This is a genomic window from Mycobacterium sp. 852002-51971_SCH5477799-a, from assembly GCF_001667145.1.
GTDB lineage: Bacteria > Actinomycetota > Actinomycetes > Mycobacteriales > Mycobacteriaceae > Mycobacterium.
Window position 1 is genome coordinate 39,396 of record NZ_LZIF01000053.1, and the last position, 23,751, is coordinate 63,146.

Here is a 23,751-nt window from a genome sequence, read left to right on the forward strand (position 1 = left end):
AGCCTCCTGCCTTGGACCCAACCAACCCCAATGGTCTACCCAACGCTAGTCGGGTTACCGCCCTGGTGAAAGGAGCGGCGGTTACTGGGGCGCGGGCTCAGCCGGCCGAAGTGGCCGACAAGGGCAGCGAATCCAGCAGCGCGCTGACGCGCCGCCCGTAGACGACACCGAGGAAATCGGCGACCGCATCAGCGGCCAGCCGCGATCGGACCGTCGGCGTGATGTCGAAAGCGTGGTGGGCGTTGCCGAGTTCAGCGTGGGCCACCGTGGCCGCGCCGGCCGCGCGCAACGCCGCGCAGAAGGCGCGGGCCTGGCCGCTGGGCACCAACTCGTCCTTCTCGCCGTGCAGTACGAAGAAGGGAGGCGCGTCGCTGTGCACGTAGGAAACCGGGGAGGCCGCCGTGAAGCGCTCCGGCTCGTCGGCGTAGCGGGCCTTCATCACGAATTGCTCGAGGAACGGCAGCATCAGTTCGTGCATGTTCTCGAAGTCGGTGAAGTCATAGACGCCGTAGTAGGGCGCCACCGCTTGCACGGTGGTGTCGGCGTCTTCGAAGCCGGGTTGGAAGGCGGGGTTGTTCGGGGTGAGCCCCGCCAGGGAGGCCAGATGTCCGCCCGCCGATCCGCCGGTGATCGCGATGAAGTCGGGGTCGCCGCCGTAGTCGGCGATGTTCTCCCGCACCCACGCGATTGCCCTTTTGACGTCGATGAGGTGCGCAGGGAACGTGGCGCGCGGGCTTTTGCTGTAATCGATCGAGACGCAGATCCAGCCGAGTTGGACCATTCGGCTCATCAACGTGTAGGCCTGCGGACGCCGACCGTTCAGCGCCCACGCTCCGCCCGGCACCTGGATCAGCACCGGCGCCCGGCAGCCGGGCGCCAAATCATCGCGCCGCCAGACGTCGAGCAGGTTGTCGCGCGGACTCGGACCATAGGAGATGTCGGAAGTCTGGGCCGCGTAACGGCGGTGGGGACCGGGCCTGCTCAACAGGCGACCGCGCGGGGCGCACAGGGCCCCGACGGCGGCCGGGTGGCATATTTGCTCGCGATACTCCGGTCCAAAGGACTCCTCGAGGGCGGCGGTTAGGGCTCGATCCGCCCGCTGGGCGGCCCACGCCGTGCCGACGCGGCCGACGGACGGATGGGCAACCCGCGACAGCGCGTGCCCGGTCACCACGTGGGGAGGGAACTCGGTGAACAGCCAGCCGGCGAAGCAGCCCAGAGCGAACGGCCCGCCGCGCAGCACCAGATTGCCCAGCTGATAGACATCGCGGGCGTCGGCCGCCAGGCGTGCCGCTTGGGCGCCCGCCCACGAGCGGTGTGAAGTCAAAGCACTGGCCACGCTCATTGCAATGCCACCCCTCGACGTTATGCACACGCCTCGTTGCGGTTAACGGCCGATTGCCGGCAGATGTTGTACGTGTGTCGAGGGTCCCCACCATAACCGATAAATGCGGTGCCGGAAGGGTTTTCGCGCGCGTGGCGGCGGGAAATCGGGTCGGCGGGCGCGGTTGGATAGACTGACCTGCACATTGCCTCCGTAGCTCAGGTGGATAGAGCAAGGGCCTTCTAATCCCTAGGTCGCACGTTCGAGTCGTGCCGGGGGCACCATGTGGCGTGTCCTGTACGCCGTTGTTCGCATGAGGTGCTCCTAGCGTCGATGCCGATTGGGATGCCTTTTGGGCTGACATGAGCGTGCGCTGCGCACCTTGACAGATCCTCAACGGATCCTTGATCGCCCCGCCGACGGGCTCGACCGCATTCCCGAACGGCTAGCGCGGGTGCCATCGAATTCGAAAGTCAACTCGTGTTGAGCGACAGGTGCCGGAGTGACGGATGAGGCAGCAGCGACTCCAAGCGGATGTTCAGTGGTGGAGGCGGCGCCAAGCTCCGGAGGGACCGGCACCCAGGCGACGGCCCGGCGCACAGTGACGCGCAGGTCAAGGCAATTTTCCGCCGTCGCGATCAGTGCAAAGCACTACCCGACACCACCGGTAATGCCATTTAGTTGGTGTTCGTACAGCCGGGTAACCGGGCAAAAGCCGAAGCCAATGTTAAAAGAATGCGGTTTAATAATCCCACACCGTTGTCAGACGAGCAGACGGCGCTTACGGCGAGAGCCTGGCTAGAGCGTCTTCTCTTCGAGAGGGTTGGCGATATATGGCGGCGAATGAATGGCAGCCGGTGGTGCGCGTCGGGGAGCCGACGTTCATAGCGGGCGTTGGCAATCGAATCAAAGTTGAAGTCAAGACCAGGGGTTGGTTGAGCCGCGACTGGCGCCGCTATTTCGGGGCGCAGATCTCTCAGCAGCAACTCGACGCCCGATACTCTTCCTATCCCTGTTGGGACGAAGTCCAGCGTATCGAGGGTTCCTGCGCAGAACACGAGGCGGAGCGATACATCGAAATGATCGACGCTGCAATCCATTATGCGAACAATAAGTTGCGTAGCAATGCGCTGCCGCGCGCGATTTCGCATGGGACACGGATCGAGCGGCGGGGCTGTGCGGTGCGGGAGCGCCAAGCCGAACTCGATGAGCTGGCGAAGAAGCTAGCGAAACCCGAGCTGTAGCGGATCGCGTAATTTTGGGCGCTCAACCGAGCCGGCAGTCAGCGTCGGTGCCCGGCCGTAGCGCCGGTGTCATGCGAACATTTTGGCACGTCGGCTGAGAGATTTGGCCGAAGATGCCAAACGTGGCAGATAACGTTTTGATAAATCCATTATTACTATTGCGTTCCAATATCCGTCGTGCGTTCCGCAAAGGTCTGCGCCTTCCCGCGGCAGGGCCAATGGCGCGTCGGGCGCAGGGCTAATGTCGTTCGGCCGATGCGGCAAGCCAATACCACGGTGGTCGATGCGGAATTCCCGCGTTGTGCTGCTGGTTTTGCTAATCACGCTTATACCGGCCCGGGCCGCGCATGCGCCGCGAAGTAGTCTTACCTCGCCCGTGGCGCTGCCGCCGATGAACGGTGTGGACGGGTCAATTCACAGCCAGAAAGCGAAGCCGGAGGTGCCCGATGGCCCAGTCCGAACCGATCCTTTTCGAGGTCACCAACCGCGTTGCGCTCATCACCGTCAACGACCCCGACCGGCGCAATGCGATAAGTGCCGAGTCGTCGGGGCAGCTGCGCGAGGCCGTCGAGCGGGCCGAAGCCGACGCCGATGTGCATGCCGTGGTGGTCACCGGGGCGGGCAAGGCATTCTGCGCGGGCGCCGACCTCAGCGCCCTCGGTGCTGCCGGCGGTGGAGCGGCCGAGACGGGCCTGAAAAAGCTCTATGACGGCTTCATGGCCGTCGGTAGTTGCCGATTGCCCACCATTGCCGCTGTCAACGGCGCGGCGGTGGGCGCGGGCCTGAACTTGGCCCTGGCGGCCGATGTGCGCATCGCCGGACCCACCGCCGTGTTCGACGCGCGATTCCAGAAGCTGGGGCTGCACCCCGGCGGAGGTGCGACGTGGATGCTGCAGCGGGCGGTCGGCCCGCAGGTCGCCCGCGCTGCCCTCTTGTTCGGTATGCGCTTCGACGCCGACGCCGCCGTGCGGCACGGCTTGGCGCTGACCGTGGCCGAAGATCCGGTCGCTGCGGCGCTGGAGCTTGCCGCCGGTCCGGCGGCGGCTCCGCGGGACGTGGTGCTGGCGACCAAGGCCACCATGCGCTCCACCGCCAGTCCCGGATCGCTGGACACCGAGCAGCATCAGTTCGCCATGCGTGCGGAGCTCGGTCCGCAATCCCATTCCATCCAATCGCCGGAATTCGCACAGCGTTTGGCCGCGGCGCAACGCAGGTAGGTAGTGGTGCCCCGCACGGGCGCACTCCCGACGCGAGACTTACAGGTCCAGCAGTGCGGTTTCGGGCGACTCGATCAGATCCCTTAATTCGCAGACGAATTGGGCCGCTTGCGCCCCGTCGGCAATGCGATGGTCGAATACGCACGTCAACGACATCGTCGGGCGGCCCACGATCTGTGTGCCCACGACCACTGGCCGCGCCCTGATCGCACCCATGCCGAGGATGGCCGCCTCGGGGTGGTTGATCACCGGCACCCCATCGTCCACGCCCAGCGCCCCGAAATTCGTCACGGTGAATGTCGAGCCTCGCAACTCCCCCGGCCCCAGGCTGCCGGCACGGGCACCGACGATCAAATGGGCTGCCCTGCCGGCCAGTTCACGGGTCGTCTTGCTGTGGGCGTCCGTGATGACCGGGACCAGCAGCCCACGTTCGGTGGCCACGGCGATGCCCAGATGCACACAATGCTCGACACGAACCTGCGGTCCCTGCGGCGAGTCGACCCAGGTGGAATTCATCAGCTCGTTGTGGCGCAACGCGATGACGACCATTCGCAACACCAGCACGAAGGGCGATATGGTCTCCTCCGCCGAACTCATCCGGTCCGACAGTCGGACCAGCTCGGTGCAGTCGACCTCCAGACCGACCTTCGCTGCCGGAATCTCTTTGTGCGACAAGGTCATCTTCTCCGCCATCCGGGCCTGCACACCCCGGACCGGCCGGACATCGGCGCCATTGCCGTTCCCCCGAGCAGCCGACAGCACGTCCTCCCGGGTGATGATGGCGCCGGCGTGGTGCTGCACCGAGTTGAGGTCAACCATCAACTCTTTGGCCAGCTTTCGCACCGGAGGGGCGGCGAGCGGGCGGGTGGGCCGCCGGCTGGTGTCGATGCCGGAGTCGGCGCCATAGCCGACCAGCGTGGGCACCGCTGTTTCGGCGGTAGGCAGGTCACCGCTGAGCGGCACCGTGTCGATCCGCAGCAGCACCGCTCCCACGCTGACCACATCACCTTCGGCGCCATCTATTTCGACGATCCGTCCGGCGTGCGGGCTCGGGATTTCCACCTCGGCCTTCGCGGTCTCCACCGTGCAGAGCACCTGATTGAGTTCGACGTCGTCACCGATCGCCACGTGCCACTGCGTCACCGTAACTTCTTCGAGTCCCTCGCCGAGATCGGGGACCCGAAACGACTTGATTCGCCCGTCGCTCATGGCTGCGCCAACACGCGTTCGACGCAATCCAATAGCCGGTCGGGGCCGGGCAACCACCACTTCTCCAGCCGCGCAGGCGGGTACGGGGTGTCGAACCCGCAGGCGCGCAACACCGGCGCCTCAAGCTCGTAGAACAACTCTTCTTGAATGCGGGCGGCCAAGCCCGCTCCGTACCCCAGGCTTCGCGGGCCCTCGTGCATCACCACGCAGCGCCCGGTCCGGTGGATCGAAGAGGCGACGGTGTCGAAGTCGAGTGGCACCAGGGACCGCAGGTCGATGACCTCCAGGCTCCAATCCCGTTGCCGCTGCGCCGCTTCGGCGGCACCGACCGCGGTGCTGACCAAACTGCCGTAGGTTACGACGGTCACGTCGGTGCCGGCCCGGCGCACCATCGCCTGCCCGATCGGCGGTTCGGGCCTGGTGACGTCGACCGGGCCGCGGCCCTGGTACCGGCGCTTTGGCTCCAAAAACATGACCGGGTCCGGGCAGGTGATCGCGTGACGCAGTAGCCAGTACGCGTCAGCCGGGCTGGACGGCACCACGACCTTCAAGCCGGCGGTGTGTGCCCAGTACGACTCCGTGGAGTCCGAATGATGCTCGGCGGCACCAATTCCCCCGAAGGAAGGGATGCGCACCGTCACCGGCATGTTGATTTCACCGCGGGTCCGAGTGTGATACTTCGCCAGGTGGCTGACCACCTGATCGAATGCAGGGTAAGAAAACCCGTCGAACTGGATCTCGGGTACCGGAACGAAGCCACGCAGTGCCAGGCCCACCGCAATCCCGATGATGGCGGACTCGGCGAGTGGCGTGTCAAAGCAGCGCTTCTCGCCGAACGCCGCGGCCAGCCCCTCGGTTACCCGAAACACTCCTCCCTCGACCGAGACGTCCTCGCCGAACACCAACACCCGATCGTCGGCGGCCATCGCGTCGTGCAGCGCGCGGTTGAGCGCCTTCACCATGGTCAACGACTCGGTGCCGAACGCGACGTTCTGCACTGCCGTTGTGAGTGTTTCGTCGTGGCCGGCCGGACGATCGGCGAGCTGGGTCATGGACGCCTCTCAATCACTTCGGTCCAGTTCGGCCCGCAGCTGCAATCGCTGCGCCTGTAGCCCCGGGGTGATTTCGGCGTACACCGACGTGAACACCTCGTCGATGTCAAAATCGGGTGCGTCAAACACCGCGTCGCGCAGTTCGGCCCGCATCCGCTTCGCGCGGCCAACGACCCTTTCCTCCAACCGTTTCGACCACAAGCCCTGGGCCTGCAGGTAGCTGCGGTATCGCGCGATCGGTTCCAGCGCCGTCCAGTGGTCGACTTCGTCCTGCGTCCGGTATCGACTCGGATCATCGGAAGTGGTGTGCGGGGCCAAGCGGTAGGTGACCGCCTCGATCAATGCCGGGCCGCCGCCCGCGCGGGCCCGGGCGGCGGCCTCGGCCGTCACCGCATAGCAGGCCAGCACGTCGTTGCCGTCCACCCGGATTCCGGGCATGCCGTAACCAATCGCCTTGTGCGCCAGCGACGGTGCGGCGGTCTGTTTGGATATCGGCACCGAGATCGCCCATTGGTTGTTCTGCACGGAGAACACGCAGGGCGTGTTGAACACGGCCGCGAAGTTCAACGCCTCGTGCACGTCTCCCACGCTGGTGGCGCCGTCGCCGAGGAAGGCCACTGTCACCGAATCCTCGCCCAGGCGTTGGGCGGCCATCGCCGCGCCCACGGCGTGCAGGGTCTGGGTGCCGATCGGAATCGACAGCGGAGCGCAGCATTTTTTAGTGAAGTCCAGGCCGCCGTGCCAGGTTCCGCGCCACGCCGCCCCCACGTGTCCGGGCGGGATGCCGCGCACCAAAAATGCTCCGAGTTCCCGGTACTGGGGAAACAACCAGTCCGTCTTGCGCAGGCACGCCGCGGCACCAACCTGTGCCGCTTCCTGACCGTGGCAGGAAGCATACAGTCCCAGCTCCCCTTGCCGCTTGAGGTTGACGAATTCGCCGTCCAGTTCGCGGGTGATCACCATCATCTCGTAGAGCCAGCTCAGCGTCTCCGCGGGAAGCTCACGGCTGTAGCGGTTTTCGGACGTCGGCGAACCATCGGGGGCCACGAGTTGTACCGGCTCGAGATCGACAGTCATGGCCGTCGAAGACATCTGCGCCACACCGCCTCCCTCGTGGGGTGCCGCGTGGTCCGGTAGACCACAGCGGGTCCCGGCTAACGGTCAGCCGGGATCTACCGCGAGCGGAGATCGATCGCCAGCTACACGAAAGGCTTCGCTCGCCGCGACACTGACGTACTCACCATTATGCGCTCAAACCGGAAGAGACCGGCTGATTGCGAGAACGGCACAGCGTGTCGCGCTTCGGCGCCCGTCCGGCGGTAATGCAGCCGTCACTCGGGGACGGCCTCACCCGCCCTGCGCAACGTCATCTGCGCGTGCTTGAGCACCGGTGAGTCGACCATCTGTCCCTCGAAGGTGAAGACTCCGCGCTCGGACCGCGCCGCGGTCAGCACCCGTCGTGCCCAGTCCAGTCGCTCCTCGGTGGGGCGATACGCCTCGCGCACCACCGGAATCTGGCTCGGGTGGATGCACACGGTTCCGCCGAAGCCCAGCGCGACGGCGTCTTCGGCCTCCTCCCGCAAGCCGTCAAGATCGCGGATGTCCAGATGCACCGCGTCGAGCGCGACGCGGCCGAAGGTGGACGCCGTGAGCAGGGCGGTCGACCGCACGTGATGGGCGACGTCGCGGTAGGAGCCGTCGGCCTTGCGACTGGAGCTCCCGCCGAGCGTCGCGACCAGGTCCTCGGCGCCCCACATCAGCGCCAGTGTGCCCTGTGCCGCCGCGATTTCGGCGGCGAATACCGCACCGCGCGGCGTCTCCAGCAGGGCGATCACCTCGCGTGGCGCGAGCGCCGTCACCTGCGCGGCCGATTCGGTCTTGGACAGCATCACCGTCGTGTACGCGGTGCCGCCCAGGGCTTCGAGATCGAGAGGATATTCCGCAGTGTCGGCCGCGTTGACCCGCACGACGGTGCGCTCCGGGTCCAGCGGTGTCTCCTGCAGCGCCTTACGCGCCGCGGGTTTGTCCGCCTTGGCCACGCCGTCCTCGAGGTCGAGGATCACCACGTCGGCGGCGGCGGCGGCCTTGGCGAAACGCTCGGGGCGGTCGGCCGGGCAGAACAGCCATCCGGGGCCGGCGGCTTGCAGGTTCACCTGGTCTCCTGGTTGCTTGGGCGCTTCTGCACCAGCGTGGTGCGCACGGCACGCGCGACGACGTCGCCGTGCTGGTTGCGTCCCGTGTGCTCGAGGGTGACGATGCCTTCGCCGGGCCGGCTTTTGGATTCGCGCTTGCCTGTGCACACGGTCTCCGCGTACAGGGTGTCGCCGTGGAAGACGGGCTTGGGGAAGGACACCTCGGAGAAGCCGAGGTTGGCCACGATGGTGCCCAGCGTCAACTGCGACACCGACAGACCGACCAGCGTGGAGAGGGTGAACATGGAGTTCACCAGTCGCTCGCCCCGAAACCCCGGCTGTTCCGCAGCCCAGGCCGCGTCGAGGTGCAGCGACTGGGTGTTCATGGTGAGCGTGGTGAACAAGACGTTGTCTGCCTCGGTCACCGTGCGGCCCGGCCGGTGCAGATAAGTGGTGCCGATCTCGAATTCCTCAAACCACAAGCCACGCTGGACAACCGATTTGGCATCCGTCATCAGCGCCGCTCTCCCCCGCAAGCGGGAGGTGCCCCCACCTCATCGCTTCGCTCTGCATCGTCGCCGGCGCGCGTCATGACAGTCCCAGCGATCGCGCGATGAGCATCAACTGCACTTCGGTAGTCCCTTCGCCGATCTCGAGGATCTTGCTGTCGCGGTAGTGCCGCGCCACCGGATATTCGTTCATGAAGCCGTAGCCGCCGTGGATCTGGGTTGCGTCGCGGGCGTTGTCCATCGCCGCTTCCGACGCGATCATCTTCGCGATCGCTGCGTCCTTCTTGAACGGCTTGCCCGCCAACATCTTTGCGGCCGCATCGTAGTACGCGGTGCGTGCCACATGGGCACGCGCCTCCATCCGCGCGATCTTGAAGCTGATCGCCTGGTAGGCACCGATCGGCTGACCGAACGCCTGGCGTTCCTTGGCGTACTTGACGCTTTCGTCGACGCAGCCCTGCGCCGCCCCGGTCGCCAGCGCAGCGATCGCGATGCGACCCTCGTCCAGGATGGACAAGAAGTTCGAGTAACCGGTGCCCCGGCCACCCAACAGGTTCTCCTCCGGGACGCGGACATCGTCGAAGCTCAACGGGTGCGTATCCGACGCGTTCCAGCCGACCTTGCTGTACACCGGTTCGACGGTGAAACCCGGTGTGCCGTTGGGCACGATGATCGACGAGATCTCTTTCTTGCCGTTCGCGGCGGTTCCGGTGACGGCGGTGACGGTGACCAACGAGGTGATGTCGGTGCCGGAGTTGGTGATGAATTGCTTGCTGCCGTTGATCACCCAATCGCCGTTGTCGAGCCGGGCCGTGGTGCGGGTTCCTCCGGCGTCGGAGCCCGCCCCGGCTTCAGTAAGCCCGAAGCCGGCGAGGGCACGGCCGGCGGTCAAGTCCGGCAGCCACTTCTGCTTTTGCTCCTCGGTGCCGAACCGGTAGATGGGCATGGCGCCGAGGCTGGCGCCGGCCTCTAAGGTGATCGCCACCGACTGGTCGAACTTGCCGAGTTCCTCGAGCGCCAGCGAAAGGGCGAAGTAGTCACCGCCCATGCCGCCGTATTCCTCGGGGAACGGCAAGCCGAACAGGCCCATCTCCCCCATCTTGGCGACGACTTCGTACGGGAAGCTGTGCTCCTCGTCGTGTTTGGCCGACACCGGCGCGACCACGGTGCGCGCGAACTCGGCGACCGTGTCGCGAAGATCCTCGTATTCCTTGGGCAATGTCCCCGCGGTGATGGATGTGGTCATGACGTGTCCTTACTCGAATCGGCTGCCGCGCTGGACTCTTCGGGCACCAGTCGAGCCAGCACCTGGTCCACCGTCACCTGATCACCAACGGAGACCAGTACTTCCACCTGTCCGGAGACCGGTGCGGCAAGCGAATGTTCCATTTTCATCGCCTCGACGACAACCACTACGTCGCCCTCGGAAACGTCGGTGCCCGAGGATGTCTGGACCGCGATCACGCTGCCGGGCATCGGACTGACGATCTCGGCCCGCTGCGCGCCCGCGGCGCGATGGATTCTATTTTCCTCGGCTTCACGCACATGCCAGGTTCCGCGCTCATCGGCGATCCACAGGTGCCGGTCCGCTTCGGCCCAGCGGTAGTCCCGGCGCACACCGTCCAGCGTCATACTCAACCGTGTCGGTTCGACGTGCGCGGCGGCGGAATGAGTTTCACCTTCGCCGACCTGCACCGTGGCCGCCTCGGGTATCCCCCGCACCGACACCGTCTCACTGCGCAGCGGCGTGCGCATATCGGTGCGGACCGGCGCGGGGTTACCGCCGACCCGCCATCCGGTCGGCGCCGCCCAGGGATTGTCGCCTAAGCGGCGAGCGCGCAAAGCCAGGGCCGCTTGCCGATAGAGGCCGGCCGCGGCGAGCACGTCATCGGGAGCCGGCAGCGGAGCGAAGTCCGCCAGGCGCTCGTCGAGCAGCGCGGTGTCCAGATCCCCGGCCTGCACCCGCTGGTCGGCGAGCAGGAATCGGAGGAATTCGACGTTGGTTTGGACGCCCAGGATTACGGTTCGGCTCAGCGCGCGGTCGAGTTTCGCCAGCGCCTCGCCGCGGTCGTCGCCGCGCGCGATCACCTTACTGAGCATCGGGTCGTAGTCGCTGCCGACGAGCGTGCCAGTCAATAGCGAGGAGTCGACCCGCACGCCGTCGCCGGACGGCTCGGAAACGTGCAGCACCCGCCCGCCGGTGGGCAGGAAGCCGCGCGCCGGATCCTCGGCATACACCCGGGCCTCGACGGCGTGCCCACGCAATTCGATGTCGTCCTGGGCGAACGCGAGCTTCTCGCCGGCGGCCACTCGCAGCTGCCACTCGACCAGGTCCAGCCCGGTGACCGCTTCGGTGACCGGATGCTCAACCTGCAGGCGGGTATTCATCTCCATGAAGAAGAACTCGTCGGGCCGGTCGGCGGAGACGATGAACTCGACCGTGCCCGCGCCGACGTAATCAACGCTGCGCGCGGTATCGCAGGCGGCCGCCCCGATGCGTGCCCGCGTCGCCTCGTCAAGCAACGGCGAAGGCGCCTCTTCGATCACCTTCTGATGGCGGCGCTGCAGGCTGCACTCACGCTCGCCGAGGTGCACGATGTTGCCGTGCGTGTCGGCGAGCACCTGCACCTCGATGTGCCGGGGCCGCAACACGAATCGTTCCAGAAACAGCGTGTCGTCCCCGAACGACGAAGCGGCCTCGCGCCGCGCCCCCACCAGCGCCTCGCGCAGCCTGCCCGGTTCTTCCACCAACCGCATGCCCTTGCCGCCGCCGCCCGCCGACGGTTTGATCAGGACCGGGTACCCAACCTCGTCCGCGGCCGCAGCCAGCTCGTCGTCGTTCAGCCCGGGCTTGGCGACACCAGGCACCACCGGGACATCGAAGGCGGCGACCGCGTTCTTGGCGGTAATCTTGTCGCCCATCACCTGGATCGCCCGGGCCGGGGGCCCCAGGAACACCACTCCGGCTCGCTCGCAGGCGGCGGCGAAATCCGCGTTCTCGGAGAGGAATCCGTACCCCGGATGGATCGCTTGGGATCCGGTGCGCATGGCCGCCTCGACGACCTTGTCGATGTTCAGATAACTCTCGCGGGCCGCTGCGGGCCCCAGCCGCACCGCTTCGTCGGCTTCGAGCACGTGGCGCGCGCCGTCGTCGGGATCGCTGTAGACGGCGACCGAGCGGATGCCCAGCCGGCGCAAAGTTCGGATCACCCGTACCGCGATCTCGCCGCGGTTGGCCACTAGAACGGTCTCGAACACTGCACTCACATCCGAAAGACGCCGTAGGAGACGGGTTTTAGCGGTGCTTGGGCGCACACCGAAAGAGCCAGTCCGACAAAGGTTCTGGTGTCGGTGGGGTCGATGATCCCGTCGTCCCAAAGCCGAGCCGTGGAGTAATAGGGGTTGCCCTGACTTTCGTACTGTTCGCGAATGGGCGCCTTGAACTCCTCTTCCTCGTCGGCCGACCACGGTTTGCCGGCGCCGGCAAGTTGCTCGCCGCGTACGGTCGCCAGCACCGAGGCGGCCTGTTCGCCGCCCATCACCGAGATGCGGGCATTCGGCCACATCCACAGGAAGCGTGGCGAATACGCCCGGCCGCACATCGAATAGTTGCCCGCCCCATAGGATCCACCGATCACGACGGTCAGCTTGGGCACCCGCGCGCAGGCGACAGCGGTGACCATCTTGGCACCATGCTTGGCGATGCCGCCGGCCTCGTAGTCGCGGCCGACCATGAAGCCGGCGATGTTCTGCAAGAACAGCAGCGGTATCTTGCGCTTGTCGCACAGCTCAATGAAATGCGCACCCTTCAAGGCGGATTCGCTGAAGAGTACGCCGTTGTTGGCCACGATGCCCACCGGGTGGCCGTGAATATGGGCGAACGCGGTCACCAGCGTCTTGCCGTAATTGGCCTTGAATTCGCTGATTTCGCCGCCGTCGACCAGCCGCACGATGACCTCGTGCACGTCGTAGGGCACCCGCGGGTCGGGCGGCACGACTTCGTAGAGCTCCGTCTGTGCGCACGTGGGCGGGAGCGGAGATCGCACGTCCCAAGGGCTCGGCTCGCGCGGACCGAAGGTGGCCGCGATCGCGCGGACGATCCGCAGGGCATGCTCGTCGTCGTCGGCGAGGTGGTCGGTGACACCGGAAACCCGGGAATGCAGGTCGCCGCCGCCCAGTTCCTCGGCCGACACGATCTCCCCGGTCGCCGCCTTGACCAAGGGCGGACCACCCAAGAAGATCGTGCCCTGCTCGCGCACGATGACGGCCTCGTCGCTCATCGCCGGCACATACGCGCCGCCGGCGGTACAGGAACCGAGCACCGCCGCAACTTGCGGGATTTCTTCGGCGCTCATGGTCGCCTGGTTGTAGAAGATGCGGCCGAAATGCTCTCGGTCGGGGAAGACCTCGTCCTGCCGGGGCAGAAACGCGCCCCCGGAGTCCACCAGGTAGATGCACGGCAGCCGATTCTGCAGCGCCACCTCTTGGGCGCGCAGATGCTTTTTGACTGTCATCGGGTAGTAGGTGCCGCCCTTGACCGTCGCGTCGTTGGCGACGATCACGCACTCGCGGTCCGACACGCGCCCGATGCCGGTGATGATCCCGGCCCCGGGAGACTCGTCGCCATACATGCCGTCTGCGGCCAGTGGTGAGAGCTCCAGGAAAGGGCTGCCGGGGTCGAGCAGACGGTCCACCCGCTCGCGGGGCAACAATTTGCCGCGGCTGACGTGACGTTCCCGTGCGCGTTCGTTTCCGCCCAGCGCCGCCGCCGCCAGCTTGGCGTTCAGCTCGCCGACCAGCCGGCGGTGCTCATCGGAGTACGACGCCTCGGCCTCGGCGGGCGAGGCCACCAGGTTGTCCATCGCCGCAGCAGCCTCCTTGCCGTCGTGCGGTCGGGGTTTTGAGTTAATGCCGATTAACTCAAGAGGTGAGAATACCATTGCCGCCGTTGCCGGTCCAGGCGGCACCACGCGTGGCGAAAAGTGCGAGTTAATCGCGAATAACTCGTGCTACGTTAGGGCCAATTGACCAAGCGGAGGTCCGTCATGACAGCGTCCTCCTCCGAGGGGCGAGCCGGTCCCGTCGACGCCCCAAATCGCCGGAGCCAGTTGAAGTCCGACCGTCGCTTGCAACTGCTGTCCGCCGCCGAACGGCTGTTCGCTGAGCGTGGTTTCCTCGCGGTGCGGCTGGAAGACATCGGTGCGGCGGCCGGGGTGAGCGGTCCGGCCATCTATCGCCACTTTCCGAACAAGGAGTCGCTGCTGGTCGAGTTGCTGGTGGGCATCAGCACCAGGTTGCTCGCCGGTGCGCGGCGGGTGCACTCCGAGAGCACCGACGCGGCGGCCGCACTCGACGGGCTGATCGACTTTCACCTGGACTTCGTGTTCAACGAGCCCGACCTCATTCGCATCCAGGATCGCGACCTCGCGTACCTGCCCGAAGCCGCCGAAAAGCAGGTGCGCAAATCCCAGCGTCAATATGTCGAGGTCTGGGTGGGGGTGCTGCGGGAGCTAAACCCCGAGTTGGCCGAGGCCGACGCCCGGCTGACCGCGCACGCCGTGTTCGGCCTGTTGAATTCGACACCGCACAGCATCAAGCCCGCGGATACTCTGCGCGGCAGGTCCGGCCGCGCCGCGAGGTCGCGCGCCGTCATGCGAGCGATGACGGTGGCCGCGCTCGCGGCCGGAAATCATTGCCCCTGAGCTCCCCGTCGTAAGCTGGCTCAGGCCTTCAACACCCGGTCCAGGTACCCTGCAAGCCATGAGGTGGACATGAACGATTCACGTCCCACCGAGCGGTTTCCCACATCGCAGCCGGGGCCCCAACAGCCGAGGTACTCGCCCTCCGCTGATCCCGCGTACGCCGACCAAACTCCCTACGCGCAGAGCTATGGCGGGGCAACACCGCCCTGGGCGCCCACCCCGAACGAGACGAACACGACCAAGCCGCTGCCGGCGTATTGGCAGCACGACCTTGGCCCGTCGGGCGACATACCGCCGGGCATGGCTCCCCCGCCGCCGGACGCCCCGAAGTCGTCGCGATGGCTGTGGATCGGCGCCGGCGCGGCGGTGCTGCTGGTCGTCGCCTTGGTGATTGCGCTGGTGCTGGCGAACGACGCGATCAAGACCCAGACCGCCGTCCCGCCGTTGCCGGCGATGCCGGAGCCGAGCACGGAGATCCCGACGACGTCGACGCACCGGTCGCCGTCGCTCATTCCGGCCCCGATACCGCCGACCAGCGGCCCCGAGCTGCCGTCCGAGACGACCGGACCGGCCGCGATGCAGGACGTCGTCTACACCGTCTCGGGTGAGGGCCGCGCGATCAGCATCATGTACATCGACACCGGCGGCCTCATCCAGACCGAATTCAACGTCGCGCTGCCGTGGAGCAAAGAGGTGAGCCTGTCGAAATCGGCGACCCACCCGGCCAACGTCACGATCGTCAACATCGGCCACAGCGTCACCTGCACGCTCACCATCGACGGGGTTCAGATCAGCAAACGCGTCGGCGGCGGTCTCACGGTGTGCGACGCCCGCGGCTAGGCGCTACCCCAACGGGCTATGAGGGCTCGGCTACCGCGGCGGCGCGCAGTGGGACCCGGACGGCCAGCATCGCCAGCAGTCCGGCGATCAGCACCAGCAAGATCCCGCCCAGTCCGGCCCGCACGGCACCGAAGGCGTCGACGAATAGCGAGAAGAGCCACGGCGCCACGAACGCCACCGCCCGCCCGGTCATGGTGTAGAGACCGAACGCCACCCCTTCCCCGCCGTGCTTGGCCATGTGCAGTAGCAAAGCGCGCGACGACGACTGCGACGGCCCGATGAACATGCACAGCACCAACCCGCACACCCAGAAGGCCACCGGTCCCGACAGCGCCATCAAGGTCAGTCCCAGGACGACGATCGCCGACAGTGACGCCACGATGACTGGCTTTGAGCCGACGCGGTGGTCGACGAACCCACCCAGCACCGCGCCCACCGCGGCGATCACACTGGCCGCCACCCCGAAGATCAGCACGTTGGCCTGCGAGATGCCGTACACGTTGACGCCGAGCACCGCCCCGAACGCGAAGATCGCCGCCAGCCCGTCCCGAAAGAGCGCGCTGGCTAACAGGAAGTAGACCAGGTTGCGGTCGCGGCGCCATTCCGCGGCGACCTCGGTCCACAGCTTGCGATAGCCGCCCAGCATGCTCGTCGACCGGTGGGCCTCCGACGACTCGGTCAGTCGGTGCGCGACGAACAACAAGGGCAGCGCCAGCACCGCGAACCAGATCGCAGCCACCACCATCGCCTCGCGGACATAGAGCCCGTCCCGCAGGGGAACTCGCAGCAGGCCGCGCGTCGCATCGGGCCCTTTGCCGGATCCGGAGATGAAGCCGGTGTAGATCACCAGCAGCAGCAGAACGCTGCCGACATAGCCGGCCGCCCAGCCGAATCCGGATATCCGCCCGGCCGTCTGCGGCGTCGAGAGCTGACGCAGCATGGCGTTGTAGGGGACGCTGGCCAGATCGCCGCAGGCCGCCGTCGCCCCAAGGAGCACCAGACCCGCCCACAGGTAGCCGGGGCGCTCGCGGATGAAGAACATCAGGCAAGTCAGCGTCACCGCCGCGGCCGTCAGCACGCTCAGCGCCACCCGCCTGCGATGCGCGGACTCCACCCACACGCCGACGGCGGGCGCGAGCACCGCGACGGTCAGCCCCGCGATGGCCGCCGCGCGGCCCAGCCAGCTCGCCGGCGTGGTGGAGCCGGATACTCCCACCCCAACGCTGCTGGTCAGATAGACGGAGAAGACGAACGTCGCCACAATCGCGTTCAGACCGGTCGAGCCAGAGTCCCAGAGGGCCCATGCCACCACGCGCGATCGCGCGGGGGTGGCGGGCCGCGGCTCCGGCTGGCTCATGCCCGGCACTCTATCGGCGCTCGCGATCGCCTGCGGGCCGCGTTCGGACCGCTGTCTACGATTGGCGCATGCCGCTACCCGCCCCAAGCCCCGAGGCGCGCGCCGTTGTCACCGGAGCTTCGCAGAACATCGGTGAAGCGCTCGCCACCGAACTCGCCGCACGCGGATACAACCTGATCGTCACCGCGCGCCGCGAAGACCTGCTCAAGGAGCTGGCCGCCCGCCTCACCGACAAGTACGGCGTCGCTGTCGACGTGCGCCCCGCCGACCTGGCCGATCCGGGCGAACGCGCGAAGCTGTGCGACGAGCTGGCCGCCCGCCCCATCTCGATCCTGTGCGCCAACGCGGGCACCGCAACCTTCGGCCCGGTCGCCCGGCTCGATCCGGCCGGCGAAAAAGCCCAGCTGCAGCTGAATGTCCTTGGCGTGCATGACCTTGCGTTGGCGGTGCTGCCGGGGATGGTCGAGCGTGGGTCCGGCGGAATCCTGATCTCCGGTTCGGCGGCAGGCAATTCGCCGATCCCCTACAACGCCACCTATGCGGCCACCAAGGCCTTCGCGAACACCTTCAGCGAATCGCTGCGCGGCGAACTGCGCGGGTCCGGCGTCAATGTGACGCTGCTGGCGCCGGGCCCGGTACGCACCGACCTGCCCGACGACGCCGAGGCCTCGATCGTCGAGCGGCTGGTGCCGGATTTCCTGTGGATCTCGACCGAGCACACCGCGCGGGTTTCGCTGGATGCCTTGGCACGCAACAAGATGCGCGTCGTTCCTGGCCTGACGTCGAAGGCCATGTCGGTGGCCAGCGGGTACGGTCCGCGCGCCATCGTGGCGCCGATCGTGGGCGCGTTCTACAAGAAGCTCGGTGGCGGGTAGGCGCTATTTCCGGCGGCGTCCGGACCCGAAGATGCCTTTCACCGCTTCGCGTATCGCAGTGTTGATGCCGCTTTTCACGGTGGGGTTCTGCAGAACTTCCTCCAACATGGAGGGCCCTTTGGTGCCCTTCGGCTCCGCCGGCTCCGGCATCGGCGGCACCGGCTCGTTCGGCGGAACCGGCGGGTATTCGGACCGGGTTTGCGGCGGCTGCGGAGCGGACGGGGTTTGCGTCTCCGGCGGGCCGGACTGGGGCTGCAGGGGTTGGGACAGCGTCTGACCGTACTTCGCCTGCAGCGGACTGTTTTTCGCCGCGGCCACGATCGCGTCGTTGCCGATCGACGCCATCAGCGAGCGTGGTACCCGCATGCGGGTCCACGCGACCGGCGTCGGTGCGCCCTTCTCAGATAGCACGGTCACCACCGCCTCGCCGATTCCCAGCGACGTCAACGCCGACTCCAGGTCGTAGACATCGGTTTTCGGGTAGGTGCGGACGGTCTTGCTCAGCGCCTTCTGGTCGTCGGGTGTGAACGCCCGCAGCGCGTGCTGAACCCGCGCGCCCAGCTGAGACAGGATGTCGTTGGGGATGTCCGTCGGGAGCTGGGTGCAGAAGAACACCCCGACGCCCTTGGAGCGGATCAGCTTGACGGTCTGCTCGACCTGCTCGAGGAAGGCCTTGGACGCGTCCGCGAACAACAGGTGCGCCTCGTCGAAGAAGAAGACCAGCTTCGGCTTGTCCACGTCGCCGACCTCGGGCAGCTGGGTGTACAGGTCGGCGAGCAACCACATCAGGAAAGTGGAGAAGATGACGGGGCGCACCGACTGACCGGTGAACTCCAGCAGCGAAATGATGCCCTGGCCCTGGTCGTTGGTGCGCAGCAGGTCGTTCGGGTCGAGCTTGGGCTCGCCGAAGAAGGTGTCCCCGCCTTCGGCATCGAGGTTCACCAGCGCCCGCAGGATCACGCCCGCCGTCGTCGCCGACACGCCGCCCAGCGATTTCAGGGCTTCCTTGCCCTCGTCGCTGGTCAGGTAGGCGATCGCGCCCCGCAGATGGTCCGTGGTGACCAGCGGGCGGTTCTGATCTTTCGCCCAGTGGAAGATCAGCCCCAGCGTCGACTCTTGAGTAGCGTTGAGCCCCAGGACTTTTGACAGCAGAACCGGGCCGAAGCTGTCGACGGTCGCGCGGATCGGCACGCCGATTCCCTTGGTGCCCAACGACAAGAACTCGGCGGGAAACCCCGTCGGCTGCCAGTCGTCGCCGGTGTCCTTGGCCCGCGCGGCGGTCTTGTCGTTACCTTCGCCGGGTCTGGCCAGCCCGGACAGGTCGCCCTTCACATCGGCCATCAGCACGGGGACGCCCGCGGCGCTGAGCTGCTCGGCGATCAATTGCAGCGTCTTGGTCTTGCCGGTTCCGGTGGCCCCGGCCACCAGACCGTGCCTGTTGATGGTGGCCAGCGGAATGCGGATCTGGGCCGCCGGATCGGCCGCGCCGTCGATCACGACCGTGCCCAATTCCAGTGCCTGGCCGTCGACGGCGTATCCGTCGGCGATCCGCGTCGCGGCCGTGGCCGCTGAATCGGTGCTCATCGTGCTGCGCCTCTCTTCCCCGATGAATCGGCGTGCAGTTCGACAACGCTCACCCTACTTCCCCAACTCTGCCGGGGCGATCGCCACTAGTCTGAGCCCTGTGCGAGACGAATTGGTGTGGATCGACTGCGAGATGACGGGGCTTGATCTGGGTTCGGACAAGCTGATTGAGATCGCGGCGCTGGTGACCGACGCCGAGTTGAACGTTCTCGGCGACGGGGTCGACGTGGTGATCCATGCCGACGACGCCGCGCTCGCGGCGATGGGCGACGTGGTCACCGAAATGCACTCACGCTCGGGGCTCACCGACGAGGTGCGGGCGTCCACCGTCGACCTGGCGACCGCCGAAGCGATGGTTCTGGATTACATCGGCGAACACGTCAAACAACCCAAGACGGCGCCGCTGGCCGGCAACTCCATCGCCACCGACCGCGCCTTCATCGTGCGCGACATGCCCGCCCTGGATTCGTTCCTGCACTACCGGATGATCGATGTGAGCTCGATCAAAGAACTCTGCCGGCGCTGGTATCCGCGGATTTACTTCGGCCAGCCGGTCAAGGGGCTGGCCCACCGCGCCCTGGCCGACATCCACGAGTCCATCCGCGAGCTGCAGTTCTACCGGCAGACCGTTTTCGTCTCGCCGCCGGGGCCGTCTACCAGCGAAATCGAGGCGGTGGCCGCAGCCTTTGGCGATGGAAAAGACGCACCGGGGCCAAGCGATTCGGCCAGCGCGCCGCCAACCAGCTAGTATCGACGTCGCCGCTCGTTGACCGTCGTCGTGCGAAGGTCGGCTTGCGGCCGTGGTGGGTGTAGTTCAGTTGGTAGAGCGTCAGGTTGTGATCCTGAATGTCGCGGGTTCGAGTCCCGTCACTCACCCCACAGGTCAGAGGTGGTATTCAGCACCTCTGACCTTTTGTTTTCGCGGTCACTTGCGACGCTACTGCAGCACCGAGCGGCAACGGGGGTGCTCCGCAAGAAAGGTCGCGTATCGCATTGGACCACGCCTCATTCCGGCTTGATCGCGGTTCGATCGTGGAGATCGCAAGCCCAATTGCGGTGCAGCGTAGGAAACGGCCACGAAATGATGCCCACCACGAGTGGCGGGCGGGACAGAATAGGACCATGAGCGACGGGTCCTACCTGGCGGGAGCAATCCATGAGCGGTGACGAAGAACAGCTAGCACTAGCGGTTTGGGACGCAATTGCGGACATACTCAACCGGGTCGTCCACGACCTACCCGAACCGGGCCGCGACGAAATAAAACGCACTGCGAATGCGCTACGAGACGATGCCGTTAAGTTGCTGTGGACACGCGGATCAAAATCGCCGCTGTATCCGTTCGCCCGAGACATGGCGTTTGCCGTTCTCGACTGGTGGAATGACCCGTCACACGACAACTTCGTCAACTTGGAGCGCGCAAGCAAGGCGTACGAAACGGCCCGGTTGGGGCGTTAGCACGCACAGCCCATTTCGCGAGCGCGGCCCAGAAGCTCGACTGGCCGGCCCGTCAGGTGTTGGTGTTGCCCGCTTTCCACTGCGCCCAAGGGATGTTCCAGTCGCCCAGTCCCTCGATGCCGGGCAGCGTCGACCCGACCGTGTGCACCACCTCGACGATGTCGCCGCTCTTGCTGTGGTCGTAGAACCACTCGGCGTTGCTCGGACTGACGTTGAGGCATCCGTGGCTGGTATTGGTGTGACCTTGCGCGCCCACCGACCACGGCGCCGAGTGCACGAAGACGCCGCTGTAGGACATCTGGGTGGCCCAGTCGACCTCGGTGCGATAACCGTTGGGCGAGTTGACCGGAACGCCATAGGTCGACGAATCCATGATGATGTGCTTGAACCGCCCACCAATGATGTAGATGCCGTTGGCGGTTGGGGTGCTGTCCTTGCCCATCGACGTCGGCATGGTCTTGACGACATCGCCATTGACCCGCACGGTCACCGTCTTCGTGGTGTCGTCGGCCGTCGAGATCACCTCATCGCCAATTGTGAAGTGCGACTTGACGTTATCCTCGCCGAACATCCCGTCGCCCAGGTCCACCCCGTAGGTGTTGACCGCCACATCGATCGTCGTCCCTGACTTCCAGAAACGCTCCGGGCGCCAACGAACTTCGCGGTTGTTCAGCCAATAGAACGCGCCCTCCACCGGAGGGTTGGTGGTGATGTTGATGGCTTTTTGGGCCGCCGCGCGATTCGCGATGTTCTCGTCGAAGCGGATCGCCACCGGCTCACCGATGCCCACCACGTCGCCGTCGGCCGGACTGACGTAGGGCATGGTCAGGTGCGCGGGTGAGCTGGTCTCGAACGTCATCTGCTTGTTGGCCGCGCCGCCCAGGCCGGTCGCCTTCGCATTCAGCGTGTAGCGCCTGTTGTAGCCGAGCTGCTCGGTGGTCGACCAGCGCAGGCCGTCGGGGCTCAACTGCCCAGTAATCGACCTACCGTTCTCGTTGACCAAGGTGACCGAGGCGAGCACGCCATCGGCGACGGTCACCGTCACGGGCGCATCCACGGTCACACCGACCGCGCCGTCGGTCACCGAGGCGGTGAGCTTCGGCACCAGTAGGTCGGCCAGTGGCGTGCCCTTGTCGAAGATGACCTTCGCCGGCGCCGCCGCGTGGTCGCCGTTACAGGCGACGCCGAAGACAGCAATCGAAACGATTGCTGTCACCAGCCACGATCGTCGTCTCCGCAAACGCGCCATCCAGTGACCTTCCACGTAATTCTCCAGTTGGTCACCGCTGACCAGCGAGGTAGCTGCAGGCATTCTAATGGCTTTTGCCGACACTCCCACGCGTATGCGAGTCGGGGCGGCCGATCGGTGTCGCCACCGCAATGAATTCGTCATTCAGGCCAGGTCCAGGGCCCGCCAGGGATCGAATTACGCCGGCGAGCCGACCTCGTCGTGCCGCAACGCCTCGACCACGTCGCCGGCGCTGACGGCCTCGACGCGCGCGAGTTTGACGATGGCCGCCGTCATGACCAGCGCTGCCGCCGCCAGGGCGATCGCCCCGGCGCGACCCGTGTTCAGCGTCTCGCCGAGGACGCCGACGCCGAGCACCGCCGCCACTACCGGCTGCGACATCTGCAGGGTCGGCATCGACGCGGTCAACGGACCCGCCCGGAACGCCGATTGACTCCACGCCACGCCACCCAGTGCGACCAGGATGCAGGCGTACAGCTCCGGGGTCCGGGCCACCGCGCCCGCCCCCTCGCCGAGCCGGGCGACGACCTCTTTGGCGAGCACCGCGAAGACGCCCCATAACGACCCCGACGCGAAAGCGAACAGCGCCGCCGCCGCGGCGCCACCCCAAATCCGGCCGGCGACGACGCAGCCGATCAACAGCGGGCCGAGGACGACGGCCACCGCCGCCCAGGTTCGCAGCGACGCGCCCGTATGCCCGGCCCGCGGGTTACCGACGACTACGACCACGATCACCGCCGCGGTCAGCAAAGCGCCCCATACCCATTCGCCGCCGGTCACGGCGCGGTGCAACAACCTGGCGTTGATGGGCAACGCGAACAGCACCGACGACATCAGCAGCGCCTGCACCACTAGCACCGAGCCCTTACCAAGCGCGGCGGCCTGTAACGCGATGCTCGCCACGAGAAGCAGTGCGCCCCACCACCACCGCTGATTGCGAAGCAGGCCGGCGAACAATTCGACGGGACCGATCGCCCGGTCGGCGACGCAGTGCGCCGCGCGCTGCTGCAGCACGTCGCCGATCGCCACGCAAAGCGCGGAACTCAATGCCAACAGTGCGGCAATATGCAACTGGCCCATAAGGAATCTCCGTCGATTGCGGCAGTGCACGCTATTGATGCGAAAACCACCGTGTCACAAGGTATCTCGTCACATCAACTACTACCGGGCGTTGCTCTGGTAGGCCACCTTCTGATCATTGGCCGCGGCACCTCCGGCGCATCGCGGGCCCAGCGGCCGCGTCCGACCGCGATCTCGCCGCCCTCTCCGGTCACGGACCGGTCGCGCAACCTCGTCAACCACCGCGGAGCCCACCACGTCCAGTGGCCAAGCAAGTGAATGAAGGCCGGCACCAGGACCATCCGCACCAAGGTGGCGTCGACGAGCACACCGAGCGTCAGACCCAGGCCCAGCATTCGCATGAACGACACATGCGCGGGGATCAACGCCGCAAACGAGATCGACATCACCAGGGCGGCGGTGGTGACGACCCGCCCGATGCCGGCGATGCCCAGCGCAGTGCTCTCGTCGGTGGCGTGACGCGCCTCGGCCGCGGTCGCTGGCGCGTCACGGATGGCTTGCGAGGCCAGCCAGTACTCGTGAATGCGCGAGACCAGGAACACCTCGTAGTCCATAGCCAGCCCAAAAGCGATGCAGAACAACAACACTGGAATGTTCGCGTTCAACGTCCCATTGGGCGTGGTGCCCAGTGCGCCCAGGTGACCGTCCTGGAAGATCCACACCATCGCGCCGAATGCCGCCGTCAGTGACAGCACGTTGCACACCAGTGCCTGCAGCGGCAGCACCGCGCTGCCGGTGAGCAAGAACAGCAGCGCGAAGGTGATAAGCGCGATCAGCACGAACACGAGCGGCAGTCGCGTGGTGATCGCGTCGACGCTGTCGCGGTTGATCTGCGCCAGCCCGGTCATCTCCACAGCCCGCCCCGCCGGCCCACCGACCTGATGCAGTCGGTCGAGCTGGATGTTCGATGCCCGCGAATAC

Annotated in this window: 20 protein-coding genes, 2 tRNA genes and 1 pseudogene; 9 read left to right on the forward strand and 14 right to left on the reverse strand. The window is 66.4% G+C overall.

All coding sequences use genetic code 11. The features are described from left to right. Positions 1 to 97: 97 nt before the first annotated feature. Positions 98 to 1,345, reverse strand: coding sequence for an alpha/beta hydrolase (locus A5753_RS06450; protein WP_067124624.1), 1,248 nt, complete (start codon positions 1,343 to 1,345; stop codon positions 98 to 100). A gap of 186 nt (positions 1,346 to 1,531) precedes the next feature. Here A5753_RS06450 and A5753_RS06455 point away from each other — a divergent pair. The 3 genes from A5753_RS06455 (at position 1,532) to A5753_RS06465 (ending at position 3,785) form a co-directional block, all read left to right on the forward strand. Further along, positions 1,532 to 1,608 (forward strand) — tRNA-Arg (locus A5753_RS06455). 549 nt (positions 1,609 to 2,157) lie between these two features. Beyond that, positions 2,158 to 2,568 (forward strand): hypothetical protein, encoded by a 411-nt coding sequence (locus tag A5753_RS06460; RefSeq protein ID WP_067124627.1) that lies wholly within the window; start codon positions 2,158 to 2,160, stop codon positions 2,566 to 2,568. 446 nt (positions 2,569 to 3,014) lie between these two features. After that, the gene (locus A5753_RS06465; RefSeq protein ID WP_067124632.1) at positions 3,015 to 3,785 is read left to right on the forward strand and encodes an enoyl-CoA hydratase; all 771 of its coding nucleotides are present in this window, start codon (positions 3,015 to 3,017) and stop codon (positions 3,783 to 3,785) included. Positions 3,786 to 3,824: 39 nt separating this feature from the next. Here A5753_RS06465 and A5753_RS06470 read toward each other — a convergent pair whose 3' ends face one another. The 8 genes and pseudogenes from A5753_RS06470 to A5753_RS06505 all read right to left on the reverse strand — a co-directional run bounded on the left by A5753_RS06470 (position 3,825) and on the right by A5753_RS06505 (position 13,549). Next, complete coding sequence (locus tag A5753_RS06470) at positions 3,825 to 4,994, reverse strand: dihydrolipoamide acetyltransferase family protein (protein ID WP_067124637.1); 1,170 nt, start codon at positions 4,992 to 4,994, stop codon at positions 3,825 to 3,827. Then, positions 4,991 to 6,046, reverse strand: coding sequence for a 3-methyl-2-oxobutanoate dehydrogenase subunit beta (gene bkdB, locus A5753_RS06475; RefSeq protein WP_067124639.1), 1,056 nt, complete (start codon positions 6,044 to 6,046; stop codon positions 4,991 to 4,993). Before bkdB ends, A5753_RS06470 begins: the two co-directional genes overlap by 4 nt. 9 nt (positions 6,047 to 6,055) lie before the next feature. After that, a complete protein-coding gene (pdhA, locus tag A5753_RS06480; RefSeq protein ID WP_197694606.1) occupies positions 6,056 to 7,138 on the reverse strand; it encodes a pyruvate dehydrogenase (acetyl-transferring) E1 component subunit alpha in 1,083 nt (360 codons plus the stop codon). A gap of 239 nt (positions 7,139 to 7,377) precedes the next feature. Beyond that, complete coding sequence (locus tag A5753_RS06485; RefSeq protein WP_067124642.1) at positions 7,378 to 8,199, reverse strand: CoA ester lyase; 822 nt, start codon at positions 8,197 to 8,199, stop codon at positions 7,378 to 7,380. After that, positions 8,196 to 8,770: pseudogene (locus A5753_RS06490) on the reverse strand (MaoC family dehydratase). The gene A5753_RS06485 and the pseudogene A5753_RS06490 overlap by 4 nt, the downstream one beginning before the upstream one ends. Further along, entirely contained in the window at positions 8,767 to 9,933 is a 1,167-nt protein-coding gene (locus A5753_RS06495) for an acyl-CoA dehydrogenase family protein (protein ID WP_067124648.1), read from the reverse strand. The pseudogene A5753_RS06490 and the gene A5753_RS06495 overlap by 4 nt, the downstream one beginning before the upstream one ends. Further along, positions 9,930 to 11,945, reverse strand: a complete 2,016-nt coding sequence (locus A5753_RS06500) for an acetyl/propionyl/methylcrotonyl-CoA carboxylase subunit alpha (RefSeq protein WP_067124652.1) — start codon at positions 11,943 to 11,945, stop codon at positions 9,930 to 9,932. The genes A5753_RS06495 and A5753_RS06500 overlap by 4 nt, the downstream gene beginning before the upstream one ends. Positions 11,946 to 11,950: 5 nt before the next feature. After that, positions 11,951 to 13,549, reverse strand: a complete 1,599-nt coding sequence (locus A5753_RS06505; protein ID WP_067124655.1) for a carboxyl transferase domain-containing protein — start codon at positions 13,547 to 13,549, stop codon at positions 11,951 to 11,953. A 183-nt stretch (positions 13,550 to 13,732) separates the two neighbouring features. Here A5753_RS06505 and A5753_RS06510 point away from each other — a divergent pair, with 183 nt between their 5' ends. Together A5753_RS06510 and A5753_RS06515 are read left to right on the forward strand one after the other, a co-directional pair. After that, positions 13,733 to 14,389 (forward strand): TetR/AcrR family transcriptional regulator, encoded by a 657-nt coding sequence (locus A5753_RS06510; RefSeq protein WP_067124656.1) that lies wholly within the window; start codon positions 13,733 to 13,735, stop codon positions 14,387 to 14,389. A 63-nt stretch (positions 14,390 to 14,452) separates the two neighbouring features. Beyond that, a complete protein-coding gene (locus A5753_RS06515; RefSeq protein WP_082971190.1) occupies positions 14,453 to 15,229 on the forward strand; it encodes an MmpS family transport accessory protein in 777 nt (258 codons plus the stop codon). A 16-nt stretch (positions 15,230 to 15,245) separates the two neighbouring features. Here A5753_RS06515 and A5753_RS06520 read toward each other — a convergent pair whose 3' ends face one another. Then, on the reverse strand, positions 15,246 to 16,586 hold the full coding sequence (locus A5753_RS06520) for an MFS transporter (RefSeq protein WP_067124658.1): 1,341 nt from the start codon (positions 16,584 to 16,586) through the stop codon (positions 15,246 to 15,248). 68 nt (positions 16,587 to 16,654) lie between these two features. On the opposite strand from A5753_RS06520, the gene cmrA reads away from it, so the two are divergent. Continuing rightward, positions 16,655 to 17,461 carry a mycolate reductase gene (gene cmrA / locus A5753_RS06525; RefSeq protein WP_067124661.1) on the forward strand — a complete coding sequence of 269 codons (807 nt, stop codon included), beginning with the start codon at positions 16,655 to 16,657 and terminating at the stop codon, positions 17,459 to 17,461. A 3-nt stretch (positions 17,462 to 17,464) separates the two neighbouring features. Here cmrA and A5753_RS06530 read toward each other — a convergent pair whose 3' ends face one another. After that, positions 17,465 to 19,045 (reverse strand): helicase HerA-like domain-containing protein, encoded by a 1,581-nt coding sequence (locus A5753_RS06530; RefSeq protein ID WP_067124664.1) that lies wholly within the window; start codon positions 19,043 to 19,045, stop codon positions 17,465 to 17,467. 100 nt (positions 19,046 to 19,145) lie between these two features. Between A5753_RS06530 and orn the strand changes: the two genes are divergently transcribed. The 3 genes from orn (at position 19,146) to A5753_RS06545 (ending at position 20,501) form a co-directional block, all read left to right on the forward strand. Beyond that, positions 19,146 to 19,793 (forward strand): oligoribonuclease, encoded by a 648-nt coding sequence (gene orn / locus A5753_RS06535; protein ID WP_067124667.1) that lies wholly within the window; start codon positions 19,146 to 19,148, stop codon positions 19,791 to 19,793. Positions 19,794 to 19,848: 55 nt separating this feature from the next. Further along, a tRNA-His gene (locus tag A5753_RS06540) sits at positions 19,849 to 19,924 on the forward strand. A 277-nt stretch (positions 19,925 to 20,201) separates the two neighbouring features. Continuing rightward, the gene (locus A5753_RS06545) at positions 20,202 to 20,501 is read left to right on the forward strand and encodes a hypothetical protein (RefSeq protein ID WP_067124671.1); all 300 of its coding nucleotides are present in this window, start codon (positions 20,202 to 20,204) and stop codon (positions 20,499 to 20,501) included. A 52-nt stretch (positions 20,502 to 20,553) separates the two neighbouring features. Here A5753_RS06545 and A5753_RS06550 read toward each other — a convergent pair whose 3' ends face one another. The 3 genes from A5753_RS06550 to A5753_RS06560 all read right to left on the reverse strand — a co-directional run. After that, on the reverse strand, positions 20,554 to 21,750 hold the full coding sequence (locus A5753_RS06550) for an Ig-like domain-containing protein (RefSeq protein ID WP_067124692.1): 1,197 nt from the start codon (positions 21,748 to 21,750) through the stop codon (positions 20,554 to 20,556). Between the two features lie 177 nt (positions 21,751 to 21,927). After that, positions 21,928 to 22,830, reverse strand: coding sequence for a DMT family transporter (locus A5753_RS06555; protein ID WP_067124674.1), 903 nt, complete (start codon positions 22,828 to 22,830; stop codon positions 21,928 to 21,930). A 74-nt stretch (positions 22,831 to 22,904) separates the two neighbouring features. Next, the coding region (locus A5753_RS06560; protein WP_156655974.1) for an MMPL family transporter at positions 22,905 to 23,751 on the reverse strand (847 nt) is incomplete at its 5' end.